We start from the raw sequence: 11,506 nt of genomic DNA on the forward strand, positions 1-11,506 counted from the left end.
AACTGTACTGGCCCGGTGTGGCGCTGGTCCGACACCGGTGCCGCCGGCCGCCGACCCCGCACTCGGTGACGAGGTCGAGAGGGCGGCGCCCTGCGTGAATCGACAACGCACTGCCACCCGGGTGAGTTCCATGTCACATCGCACTCGTCGTGGTGGCCCCGCGCGAGTGGCACCCGTCGTCGCCGGAACACGGCAAGATGGACCGGTGACCGATCAGCCATCACCCTCGTCCGGCGGCCTCTCACCCGACGCGCTGGGCCGCGCTCTGAGTGACATCGTGACATTCGTCGACGAGAGCGGCTGGGATCAGCCGCCTGCCCTCTTCGCCCTGGTCCCGACGGCCACGCTGGCGCAGACCCAACCGGATCTGATCGACCCCGACGACGACTCGGAGCTGAGTCCGATCGCGCAGGAACCCCTCCCGATCGGCTCCGAACCGTCCGGCACCGCAGACCTCGAACGCATCCTCGCGACCACGACCTGGCCGGCCCCGGTCACCGGCGCGGCGCTGGTCCAGGAGATCCTCGTGCTGCCGCCGGAGGCCGAGGCGGACCTTGATTCGGCGTTTCTGCAGGTGCCGGGCGACCCGGACGACCCGACCGGGGGTGACGCCGTCTTGCGCGCCTCGGCCGACGCCCATCCCGGTGCACGCCCGGCCCGGCTCGCCGTCGGCGCACTGCGCAACGGCCGCACGCTGGCCCTGATGCAGCTACGTCCCGAGAAGGATGCCGAACCGACCGGCATCGAGTTGCTCACCCATCACGACCTGGCCACCGATCTGCGCGCGGCCCTGGCAAACACGCTCGACCACGGTCCCGACAGCTGACACGGTCGGAGATCAGCAGTGCGGGGCGGGCCGTCCTGCGCCCACATCGCCGAGCGCGTCGACGGCGCCCTGCAGGGTGTCCACCTTCACCAGCGTGAGCCCGTCCGGCGCGTCCGAGGCGGCCTCGGCGCAATTGCGCTGGGGCACGAGGAACACGGTGGCGCCGGCGTCCCGGGCGGCGCGCGTCTTGTGCGTGATGCCACCGATCGGGCCGACCGCACCGTCCTCGTCGATCGTCCCTGTCCCCGCGATGAACTTGCCGTGGGTCAGTTCGCCCGGGCTCAGGCGGTCGATCACCGCCAGACTCAACATCATCCCGGCCGACGGGCCGCCGATATCACCGACGTTGTACGAGACCTTCAGTGCCGGATCGGCATTCACCACTTCGGGGGTGACCCCGAGATAGCCGACCTCGGGATCGCCGGGACGAGCCGCCAGCGTGACCGTCACGGTCTGCTTGGCACCACCGCGATCGATCTCGATGGGAACTGCTGTGCCCGGCGCATTGCCCTTGACCGCGGCCTGCATCTCCGCCGTCGTCGCCACCGGCTTGCCTGCGACCGCCAGCACCTGATCGCCCTGCCGGAGCACATCCGCGGACGGGCCGTTGGGCGCGACGGTCACGACGACGACCTTGGTCGGCCGGTGCAAGAATCGCAGCGCCGCGGCGGTGGCGCTGTCCTCCGATCCCGTCATCTCCTGCTGATTCTGTTGCTGGACATCGTCCGGCGACTGATCGGGCGGGTACAGGCGGTCACGCGGCTCGAGCGTGTACGTGCCGGACATCCACATCCCGAGGGCCTGGAACATCGACATTCCGTCGGTGACCGAGACGGTCGTCAGATTGAGATTTCCGGTCGTCGGATCGGTGGGCGTGCCGGTGATGTCGACCACGGACTTGTCGTCGAGGGTGCCGAGTGTGTTCACGGTCGGGCCGGGACCGAGTGCCACGAACGGCACCTGCACGGTCGTCCCGACGAACAGCAATGCGACGAAGACCAGCGCGGTGACGGCGACGGTCGCGATCCGACGATGCCCGGGCTGCAAGCTCATTCCGCTCACAGTAACGGACCCCTCCCGCATTGAGCTGCCTACGCTCAAGGCGAACGCCGGGACGCCTGGCGGGCGGTACCGTGGAGGCATGAGTGATCTGCCCTTCGGGTTCTCCCCCTCCGGCGACGACGACGACGAGCGCCGCGGCGAGGACAACCGTCGCGAGGACAAGTCCGGCAACGACGCGACCCCCGGCGATCCGGGCAACCCGCAGAACCCGTTCGGTTTCGCGATGGGCGGCGCCGAGGGTTTCGATCCGTCGCAGCTCGGCCAGATGTTCTCCCAGCTGGGCAACATGTTCAGTGGAATGGGCGCCGGGATGGCGCCCGGTGCGGGTGGCGGTCCGGTGAACTACCAGGTCGCCACGAACCTCGCCCGCCAGCAGATCGGCAACTTCACACCCGTGCTCGACAAGGAGACCCAGGCCGTCGCCGATGCGGTCCGCCTGGCCGACGTCTGGCTCGATGATGTGACGACCTTCCCCGGCGGGGTTCGCCAGGCCGTCGCGTGGACGCCGGTGACGTGGCTCGAGGAGTCGATGCCGACCTGGAAGCGCCTCTGCGATCCCGTCGCCACGCAGCTGTCGCGCACGTGGGAACAGAATCTGCCAGCGGAGGCCGCCCAGTTCGCCGGCCCGATGATGGGCATGCTGACCCAGATGAGCGGGATGGCCTTCGGCACCCAGCTCGGCCAGGGACTCGGCCAGCTGGCCAAGGAGGTCCTCACCTCCACCGACGTCGGACTCCCCCTCGCCCCGGAGGGCACCGCAGTCCTGCTGCCCGAGGCGATCGCGAGTTTCGCCGAGGGGCTCGAGCAACCGGCGCAGGAGATCATCCTCTTCCTCGCCGCCCGCGAGGCCGCGCATGTGCGCCTGTTCACCCACGTCGGCTGGCTGCGGCAGCGTCTGCTGTCCACGGTCGAGGAGTATGCGCGGGGCATCAGCATCGATTTCAGCGGCATCGCCGACATGACCTCCGGCATCGACCCGCAGGAACTCCTGTCCGACCCGTCCAAACTCGAGGAGCTGATCGGGTCGTCGGCGTCGTTCGAACCGACCACCACACCCGAGCAGCAGGCGGCGCTGGCCCGGCTGGAGACCCTCCTCGCCCTGATCGAGGGCTGGGTGGAACAGGTGGTGTCGAAGGCCCTCGACGACCGCATCCCGAGCGCGGCAGCCCTCACCGAGACGATGCGGCGGCGGCGTGCCACGGGCGGGCCCGCCGAGCAGACCTTCGCGACGCTCGTGGGCCTGGAGTTGCGGCCACGCAAGGTGCGGGAAGCCTCGGCACTCTGGCGGCAATTGCTGGAGGCAGGCGACATCTCGACTCGTGACGGGGTGTGGGCACATCCGGATCTGATGCCCGACGCCGACGATCTCGATCATCCGGCGGCGTTCATCGACGGCGTCATCGGCGGCGGGGCCAGTTCCTTCGACGACCCGATCGCTCAGCTCGAGGCCACTCTCGCGCAGGAGCGCGCGGACCAGGAGTCACGGGGCGACAAGCCGGACGACTCCTCTGGCCCGTCTGACTCCCCTGACTCCGACGACCCGCCCCGCGACTCCGGCGCATCGTGACCACCGCGGTGCTACCGGACCCTCCGGCACCACCGCAACCGCACTGATCACAGGCGTTCCCACTTGTGCACAACCTGTTCGGCGACCCGTGCGACCGCCTCCGGGGGTGGCAGAGTGACGTCATGTCCGATCCGAGCGTCCGGCACCCACGCCCCCGGGACGAATCCCAGGGTGCCCGGGAGCCCGTCGAGCTGCCGATCAGCCTGCCTCTCGTGCGACCGGGGACACCGGTCCTCGTCCGGCCCGGCAATCGCGTGCACGTCGGCAGCGATCCGCACCGCAGCCTGATCATCGAGCTCACCTCGCCGGTCCGCGCGGACGCGGTCGCCGCCCTGGTTCGTGATCTGACCCGCCCCCGGTCGCGGGGCGAGATGTTGCGCCGCGCGCGGTCGATCGGCCTGACCGCGGCCGATCTCGCGACCATCGTCGGCAGACTCACCTCCGCAGGCCAGGCGATCGCCACCGACAACGGCAGATCGTCGTCGACGCTGCGCATCCGTCTGCACGGACGCGGCCCGCTGTCGGACCTGCTCGCCGCCTCGCTGGCCGAGGTGGGGATGGTGCCGCGCCGGTCGACCCGTCGTCCCCATGACACCGTCGTCGACGGGTGGGATGCGAACCTCGTGGTGCTCACCGACTTCCTGGTGCACGAGCCGGCCGTCGTCAACGCACTCATCACCGCCCGCATACCGCATCTGCAGGTGCGCGTCCGAGACGGAGTCGGCGTGATCGGACCACTTGTGTTGCCCGGCCTCTCGAGCTGCCTCCGGTGCGCGGATCACCATCGCACCACGATGGAACCGGACTGGCCTCTGCTGGCCGCACAGATGGTGCGTCAGCCGGGCTACGCCAGTGCCGGCACCATCCGGAGCACCGCCGCGCTCACCCATGAGCAGATCGAACAGCTCGCAGGCGCGCTCTGGGCCGGCGCGTCGACCGAGTCGACACCCCAATTGTTCAATCGCGCTTTGGAATTCCACGCCGATCCGGCAAGGCTCGCGGTGGTGGAATGGCCACCGCATCCACTGTGCGACTGCCGCCCGATCACCGCGCAGGCCGGTTGACCACGGCAGCAGCCCCGCGCTCGGGTGTGGCGGTCGTCGGGGCACGCCCGTCCTCTATCCTGAGGTGGGGAAAGGACGCTATGAGCGACATCACTCGGGGGCAGGGACGACGCAACGCCAAGTTGGCGTCGCTGCCCATCGGTATGGCCGGACGCGCAGCGGCCGGTCTCGGTAAACGCATGGTGGGCAGGGACAAGGACGAGGTCCAGCAGGAGATGCTGGAACGGGCCGCCGAACAGCTCTTCGCCGTGCTCGGCGAGCTCAAGGGCGGCGCCATGAAGGTCGGCCAGGCCATGTCGATCATGGAGGCCGCCATCCCCGACGAGTTCGGGGAGCCCTTCCGCGAGGCGTTGACCAAACTGCAGGCGGAGGCGCCGCCGCTGCCCGCGGCCAAGGTGCACAAGGTCCTCGACCAGCAGCTCGGCACCAAGTGGCGCGAACGGTTCCGTGAGTTCTCCGACGAACCCGCCGCGTCGGCCAGTATCGGGCAGGTCCACCGGGCCGTCTGGTCCGACGGCCGCACTGTCGCCGTCAAGGTGCAGTACCCGGGTGCCGATCACGCACTCAAGGCGGACCTCAAGACGCTCTCCCGGATGTCCGGGCTGTTGCAGAAGCTGTCACCGGGCACCGATGTCCGGGCGATGATGGACGAACTCATCGACCGGACAGAGGCCGAGCTCGATTACCTCGGAGAAGCCGACAATCAGCGCGCGTTCGCCAAGGCCTTCGACGGCGACCCGGACTTCCTGGTTCCCAAGGTCGTGGCGAGTGCACCGAAGGTGGTTGTCTCCGAATGGATCGACGGCACCCGGCTGTCCAAGGTGATCGCCGACGGCGATCAGGCGACCCGCGACAACGCGGCCGCGAAAATGGCCACCTTCGAGGTGAGTTCACCGTTCCGGGTCGGACTGCTCCACGGCGATCCACATCCGGGGAACTTCTTCCTGATGGACGACGGCCGTTTCGGCATCCTCGACTTCGGAGCGGTCGGTCACTATCCCAACGGTCTGCCACCGGAGACCGGGCCCATTCTTCGTCTGGCGCGGGACAAACAGTACGAAGAGCTCAAAGAGCTGATGGTGCAGACCGACTTCATCCGGCGCTCGCATGCCGACCGAGTGAGTCCGGCCGACATCGAGGCCTACCTGAAGCCGTACGTCGATCCGCTCTACACCGAGTCGTTCCATTTCACGCGCAAATGGATGCAGCGCGCCGCCGGCAAGGCCACCGACGTCCGCGGTGACGTCTACAAGACATCGCGAAACCTGAACGTGCCCAAGAACTATGTGATGGTGTTTCGGGTGCTTGCGGGATGTGTCGGCATCGCTTCCCAGCTCGAGGCGAACGCACCGTATCGCGCGATCATGGAGAAGTGGGTGCCAGGCCTCGCCGATTGAGTTCGGCACGACGTTTCGTGCTGTTCGCACGGTCCGTCCTCAGGGGCCGACCGGGATTCCGGTCGGCCCCTGAGGAAGCGAGCCTGCGAGCGCCAGCCGGTTCCCTGAGGAAGCGAGCCTGCGAGCGCCTCGAAGGGCCGCCACCTCATCAGGCGGCGTTCTTGCGCGGCCGACCGCGCGGGCGCTTCCGCGCGACCACGGTGCCACGGTCGAGGATCTCACCGCCCCAGACCCCCCAGGGCTCGGCACGTTCCAGCGCAGCCTGCAGGCAGGCGTCACGCAGAGGGCACTCGGCACACATTGCCTTGGCCCGCTCCAGATCTCGGGGGTCCTCGGCGAACCACAGATCGGCGTCGGCCACCTGGCAGGGCAGGTCCAGGCCATCGACCGACACGTGGTCCGCCGAAAGACACGATTCGAGAACGCAATCGACGGTCATCTTGCTCTCCACATCTACTCGTGTTGGGTGTTGAACCCGGAGTCCTCGATGTGGAGTAGACGAAATGGGAACTCACCGTCTGGGATGAGATCGATTTCGGGTATCTACAACAAGGGCCACGGGTTCGCGTCTGCGATTCGCCCGTGGCCCGAAAAGTGCGGAGTTAACGTCTCCGCAGACTTCGTATCTGCACGGGGAACCGCTGCGCGGCTCGCGCGCCGGCGATTGCCGGGTCTGCGAGCGCTACGGCTGCGGCGGGCGCATGGGCTGCCAACGGGCGCACATGGGTCGTATCGACCCAGGAGCGGTCGCGACGGAATTCCATACCGACGAACTCGGTCGACGTCGCCGTTGGTGCCAGAGGCATCGCCACAGGCACGCTGACGCTCGCCTGAAGGTTGATTCCGTTCACTGATCCGCTCCTTTCCGTGCTCGTCGGCTTCCACATGTGAGGCGACCCGTTACGGACAAACAGGTGGCACCCCGTGCTGACGAATCAAGACTAGGGGGTGGGACAAACTTCGCACAACCCATTTTTGACCTGCGGGTTTCGGTACGCGTCGCTACTCAACCCGGCGACCTTTGACCAGGTCGAGGAGTTCGGGACCGAACTCCTCGAGTTTCGTCGGTCCGATGCCCGGAATCGCACCGAGGGATCGGGCATCCGCCGGTCGCTGGTCGGCCACCGCGTCCAGCATCGCATCGGTGAGGATGGCGAGTTCCCGCACGCCACGCCGCCGCGCCCGGTCGGCCCGCCAGGCCCTCAGCGCGGACACCAACGATTCGTCACGGTCCTCGATGCGGCAACTCGCGCACCGACCTCGCACCCGCGACTCCGGGTTCACCAGTTCCGCTCCGCAGACCGTGCATCGCCCGCTCCGATTCGGATCGAGATCGATGCCGTCGAGGAACCGGGTGCGTCGCCGGGTAGCCCGGCCGGCCCCGGATCGCGACAGGCTCCACGACAGGTAGAGGTGTTCGCGAGCCCGAGTGATGCCGACGTAGAAAAGCCGGCGTTCCTCCTCGACCGCCTCGTCGCCGCGTTCGATCGCCTGAGTGATGGGAACCGATCCCTCGGTGAGTCCGACCAGGAACACCGCGTCCCACTCCAACCCTTTGGCCGCGTGCAACGACGCCAGCGTGACGCCGACCTGCGCGGGGGTGTGCCGCTCACCCGCCCGCAACGCCAGCTCGGACACCAGCCGCCGCAACGTCATACCCGGTTGGTCGGCGATGATCTCGTCGACGACAGACATCAACGTACGCAACGATTCCCATCGGGCCTTCGCGGTCGGCCCCGCTGGTTCGGTCTCGCTCAGGCCGAGCGGCGCAAGGACCGCGCGTACCACCCGCGTGGTCTCGGCGCCTGCGGGCAGGTCGTCGCGGCCGGCGGCGGCCTCGAGGTTCCGCATGGCCTGCCCGATCTCGGTGCGCATGAAGAATGCCTCCGAGCCCCGTACCTGATAGGGGATGCCCGCCTCGGTGAGTGCCTCCTCGAATCGTTCGGATTGCGCGTTCACGCGATAGAGCACGGCGATCTCCGACGGCGACGTACCGGAGTTCACCAGGTGTTTGATCTGCGCGGCGACCCCGTTCGCCTCACGCAGGTCGTCGGCGAACTCGGCGGGTCGGGGAACCGGCCCCCGGGGACGTTGTCCCACCAGCTCGAGCCTGGTACCCGGTGAACGCTCCGTCGCGGCACCGATGACCTGATTCGCCAGTGACACCACCTCGGGGGTGGATCGATAGTCACGTTCCAGACGGACCAGCGTCGCCTCCGGGTGGCGACGGGTGAAGTCCAACAGGTATTTCGCCGTCGCACCGGCGAACGAGTAGATGGTCTGGTTCGCATCCCCCACCACCGTCAGGTTGTCGCGCTCCCCCAGCCACGCCTCGAGCAGTCGTTGCTGGACCGGTGTGATGTCCTGATACTCATCGACGACGAAACACCGGTAGCGCGAACGGAAATCGGCTGCGTGGTCACTTTCCCGAAGCAGCTCGCCTGCGTAGATGATCAGATCGTCGAAATCCAGGAGCAGATGTGCACCATCACGTTTCGCAGCCTCGTACGTGTCGAAGACCGCGGCCACCGCATCGTGGGGGAACGGAGTGTCGCGACCGGCGGCACCGGCGTGCGCCACGTATTCGCCGGGTGTGATGAGAGATCCCTTGGCCCACTCGATCTCCGACGTCAGGTCACGCAAGGACTCGCTCGTGGTGGTCAAACCGACGTGACGAGCGGCGCGTGCGACCAGAGGGAGTTTGTGGTCGAGGAGCTCCCAGCTCAGTCCACGCGGCCAGAAGTATCGGAGCTGACGCAGGGCCGCCGCGTGAAATGTCTGCGCCTGCACCGAATTCCCGGGCCCGGCGATGTCGAGCGACCTGAGTCGCGACCGCAATTCGCCCGCGGCTCGCGTGGTGAACGTGACGGCGAGCACCTGACTCGGATTGACCTGGCCGCTGTCGATCAGATGCGCGATACGGCGGGTGATGGTCCGCGTCTTCCCGGTCCCCGCTCCCGCCAGCACGCACACCGGGCCACGTGGGGCGAGTACCGCCCGCTGCTGCTCGGGGTCGAGACCGTCGAGAATGCGGTGGAGATCGGGCACCGGTTCACTATGCCATCCGGCACGGACACCCGATCGTCACGTCCCGCTACGCCGATCTGCGCACGGTCGGCACAATTCTGGGCACGGTCGGCACAATTCTGGGCACGATCGGCGATTTTCTGGGCACGATCGACGAGTTTTTGCGCCCGCTCGGCGAGTGTCGGGTGTCCGCGCCACCGGCGACGATCAGACGCCGAGCTTGGCCTTGACGTCTGCGATCGACGGGTTCGTGGCGGTGCTGCCGTCTGCGTACAGCACCGTCGGGACGACGTGGTTGCCGCCGTTCACGCTGCCGACGAACTCCGCCGCGTCCGGGTTGAGCTCGATGTCGACCTCCTGCCACGTCAGACCGAGGCTCTTGAGTCCGGTCTTGAGCCGCGCACAGTAGCCGCACCAACTCGTGGTGTACATCGTCAGTTCGCCGGTTTCGGAAACCCGGGCGGAGGCGTCGTCGTCGATCACATTGCTCATGACATCCATAACAGCACGGAACGGCGCACTGTTCCCGGCGAGCCCGGTATCAGCGGTCCGCGTACGCCCACGCCGTGATGAGCGATCGGGCGATCGAGATCGACCCAGGGAGACGCAGCCTGCGCTCATCTGTCCCCGTGCCCACGGATCCGTCGCCACGCACCCATTCGGTGCCCTCCTCGAGCGCGTCGATGACCTCGGCGCGGTCGAACCAGACGGCATCGCCGATCTCCCCGTCCAAGAACTCCAGAGGTTCGTCGGGGTCGCCGATCGCGGCGAAACCCAGCATCAGCGACCGCGGGAACGGCCATGGCTGGCTGCCCAGGTAGCGGGGTTCGCGGATGCTGATGCCGACCTCTTCGTGGACCTCGCGCGCGACGCATTGTTCGAGCGACTCCCCGGGTTCGACGAAACCGGCGAGGGTCGAGTACCAACCGTCGGGCCAGATCGCCTGCCGTCCGAGCAACACCCGATCGGCACCGTCGTGGACGACGGTGATGATGGCGGGGTCGGTTCGCGGGAACTCGTCGGCGCCGGTGTCCACGTGCCGTCGCACCCAACCGCCGCGAGCCGGGACCGTCGCCGACCCGTCCACCGGCGAGAAGCGTGCGGTGGCATGCCAGTTCAAGATGCCCAGCGCCGTGGCGAGGAGGCCTGCCTCGTCGGCGTCCAGGCCGTGTGCGCCGCGACGCGGGTCGTCGGTGGGACCGTCGATGTGATCGACACGTCGAGCCCATAGATCCGCTCCGGCGCTCTCGGCGCCACCGATCCCGAGGAACACCGCATCCGCGAGCGGCTCGTCGGCGAACTCGCCGGCGGCGAGCCAATGCAGGCCACCACCGTCGGACACCGGGTAGCGCCCGCTGGAATCGATCAGGAGCAGGCGGGCCGTCGACCACCCCGCCTGCATGCGTGCCGGGTCGTCGCGGATCTCATCGGCTCGGTCAAACGTCGCGCGCGACAGCAGCGGCGGCTGGTCGAGCACGAACTGATCCCCGATCACTCGGACTGTCCCTTGCGCACGTAGAGCAATCTGTCCCCTGCCTCGATCTGCTCGACCTCACTGTCATCGACACGATGCAACACTCCCCTGCGCACCACCCCGAGCACGATGTCGCGGGTGTGTGAGGGCGATCCGCCGGTCTCGGTCGGGTCGACCTCGCGCTCGGCGATCGCGTACCCCGCATCCGGCGTCAGGAGATCCTCGATGACCTCCACCACCGACGGCGTCATGGTCGCGATACCGAGCAACCGTCCGGCCGTCTCCGACGACACCACCACCGAGTTCGCACCCGACTGCCGCATCAGGTGGGTGTTCTCCGATTCCCTGATGGACGCCACGATCTTCGCCCGCGGATTCAGTTCTCGAGCGGTCAGCGTCGCCAGCACAGCGGTGTCGTCGCGGTTGGCCGCGACCACGATGCTCGCCGCGTGTGCCACACCCGCGAGCCGCAGGACATCCGATTTGGTGGCGTCCCCGCGGACCGTCACGAGGCCGTCGGCAGCGGCCGCCTCCAAGATGTGCGGGTCCGAGTCGACCACGACGATCTCGGCCGGCTTGATGCCGTCGCCGATCATCGCGTCCACCGCGGTCCGTCCCTTGGTGCCGTAACCGATGACGACGGTGTGATTGCGCACGCTGTTCCTCCAACGCTGGATCTTGAGCGCCTGCCGTGACCGTTCGGTCAGCACCTCCAGTGTGGTGCCGATCAACACGATCAGGAACAGCACGCGCAACGGGGTGATGATGAGAAGGTTGATCAGCCGGGCGGACGGGGTGTACGGGGTGATGTCGCCGTACCCGGTGGTCGAGAGCGTCACCGCGGAGTAGTACATCGCATCGAGGAACGACAGTGGGTTCGGCTGGACGTCCCGATACCCGTCGCGGTCGAGATAGACGAGGATCGACGTCGCGAACAACGCGACCACGGCGAAGACCACTCGCTTGCCGATTGCCCGGCCCGGACTCTGCTGCAGTTCGGGAATCCGGACAACTCCGACCAGCGCGTAGTCGGGGCTGTCCGCGAGTTCCTCGGACCGCAGGCGTCGCCGAAACCCCCTGGACCGCATC

10 protein-coding genes are annotated in these 11,506 nt (G+C 67.8%); 4 read left to right on the plus strand and 6 right to left on the minus strand.

The window, feature by feature from the left end; all coding sequences use genetic code 11:
* Positions 1–205 precede the first annotated feature (205 nt).
* Complete coding sequence (locus tag OVA31_RS03240) at positions 206–826, plus strand: PPA1309 family protein (RefSeq protein ID WP_267629681.1); 621 nt, start codon at positions 206–208, stop codon at positions 824–826.
* Positions 827–838: 12 nt separating this feature from the next.
* Here OVA31_RS03240 and OVA31_RS03245 read toward each other — a convergent pair whose 3' ends face one another.
* On the minus strand, positions 839–1,879 hold the full coding sequence (locus OVA31_RS03245) for a PDZ domain-containing protein (RefSeq protein WP_267629682.1): 1,041 nt from the start codon (positions 1,877–1,879) through the stop codon (positions 839–841).
* 88 nt (positions 1,880–1,967) lie between these two features.
* Between OVA31_RS03245 and OVA31_RS03250 the strand changes: the two genes are divergently transcribed.
* The 3 genes from OVA31_RS03250 to OVA31_RS03260 all read left to right on the plus strand — a co-directional run bounded on the left by OVA31_RS03250 (position 1,968) and on the right by OVA31_RS03260 (position 5,916).
* Complete coding sequence (locus tag OVA31_RS03250; protein WP_267629683.1) at positions 1,968–3,455, plus strand: zinc-dependent metalloprotease; 1,488 nt, start codon at positions 1,968–1,970, stop codon at positions 3,453–3,455.
* Between the two features lie 122 nt (positions 3,456–3,577).
* The gene (locus tag OVA31_RS03255) at positions 3,578–4,519 is read left to right on the plus strand and encodes a hypothetical protein (RefSeq protein ID WP_324290176.1); all 942 of its coding nucleotides are present in this window, start codon (positions 3,578–3,580) and stop codon (positions 4,517–4,519) included.
* An 80-nt stretch (positions 4,520–4,599) separates the two neighbouring features.
* Positions 4,600–5,916 carry an ABC1 kinase family protein gene (locus OVA31_RS03260; protein ID WP_267629684.1) on the plus strand — a complete coding sequence of 439 codons (1,317 nt, stop codon included), beginning with the start codon at positions 4,600–4,602 and terminating at the stop codon, positions 5,914–5,916.
* 148 nt (positions 5,917–6,064) lie between these two features.
* On the opposite strand, the gene OVA31_RS03265 is transcribed toward OVA31_RS03260, so the two are convergent.
* The 5 genes from OVA31_RS03265 to OVA31_RS03285 form a co-directional block, all read right to left on the minus strand.
* Entirely contained in the window at positions 6,065–6,355 is a 291-nt protein-coding gene (locus tag OVA31_RS03265) for a WhiB family transcriptional regulator (RefSeq protein ID WP_267629685.1), read from the minus strand.
* Positions 6,356–6,918: 563 nt separating this feature from the next.
* The gene (locus OVA31_RS03270) at positions 6,919–8,964 is read right to left on the minus strand and encodes a UvrD-helicase domain-containing protein (protein WP_267629686.1); all 2,046 of its coding nucleotides are present in this window, start codon (positions 8,962–8,964) and stop codon (positions 6,919–6,921) included.
* 186 nt (positions 8,965–9,150) lie between these two features.
* A complete protein-coding gene (locus OVA31_RS03275) occupies positions 9,151–9,435 on the minus strand; it encodes a mycoredoxin (protein ID WP_164308860.1) in 285 nt (94 codons plus the stop codon).
* A 49-nt stretch (positions 9,436–9,484) separates the two neighbouring features.
* Positions 9,485–10,438 (minus strand): NAD(+) diphosphatase, encoded by a 954-nt coding sequence (nudC, locus tag OVA31_RS03280; protein ID WP_267629687.1) that lies wholly within the window; start codon positions 10,436–10,438, stop codon positions 9,485–9,487.
* Complete coding sequence (locus OVA31_RS03285; protein WP_267629688.1) at positions 10,435–11,505, minus strand: potassium channel family protein; 1,071 nt, start codon at positions 11,503–11,505, stop codon at positions 10,435–10,437. The genes nudC and OVA31_RS03285 overlap by 4 nt, the downstream gene beginning before the upstream one ends.
* Between the last annotated feature and the right edge of the window lies 1 nt (position 11,506).

It is taken from the genome of Gordonia sp. SL306, assembly GCF_026625785.1.
Lineage (GTDB): Bacteria > Actinomycetota > Actinomycetes > Mycobacteriales > Mycobacteriaceae > Gordonia.

What these genes read in the sequence shown, in the direction of transcription:
- OVA31_RS03245 (WP_267629682.1), bottom strand. Translation starts at nt 1,879, where the DNA reads ATGAGCTTGCAGCCCGGGCATCGTCGGATCGCGACCGTCGCCGTCACC.
- OVA31_RS03250 (WP_267629683.1), top strand. Translation starts at nt 1,968, where the DNA reads ATGAGTGATCTGCCCTTCGGGTTCTCCCCCTCCGGCGACGACGACGAC.
- OVA31_RS03255 (WP_324290176.1), top strand. Translation starts at nt 3,578, where the DNA reads ATGTCCGATCCGAGCGTCCGGCACCCACGCCCCCGGGACGAATCCCAG.
- OVA31_RS03260 (WP_267629684.1), top strand. Translation starts at nt 4,600, where the DNA reads ATGAGCGACATCACTCGGGGGCAGGGACGACGCAACGCCAAGTTGGCG.
- OVA31_RS03265 (WP_267629685.1), bottom strand. Translation starts at nt 6,355, where the DNA reads ATGACCGTCGATTGCGTTCTCGAATCGTGTCTTTCGGCGGACCACGTG.
- OVA31_RS03275 (WP_164308860.1), bottom strand. Translation starts at nt 9,435, where the DNA reads ATGAGCAATGTGATCGACGACGACGCCTCCGCCCGGGTTTCCGAAACC.
- OVA31_RS03285 (WP_267629688.1), bottom strand. Translation starts at nt 11,505, where the DNA reads ATGCGGTCCAGGGGGTTTCGGCGACGCCTGCGGTCCGAGGAACTCGCG.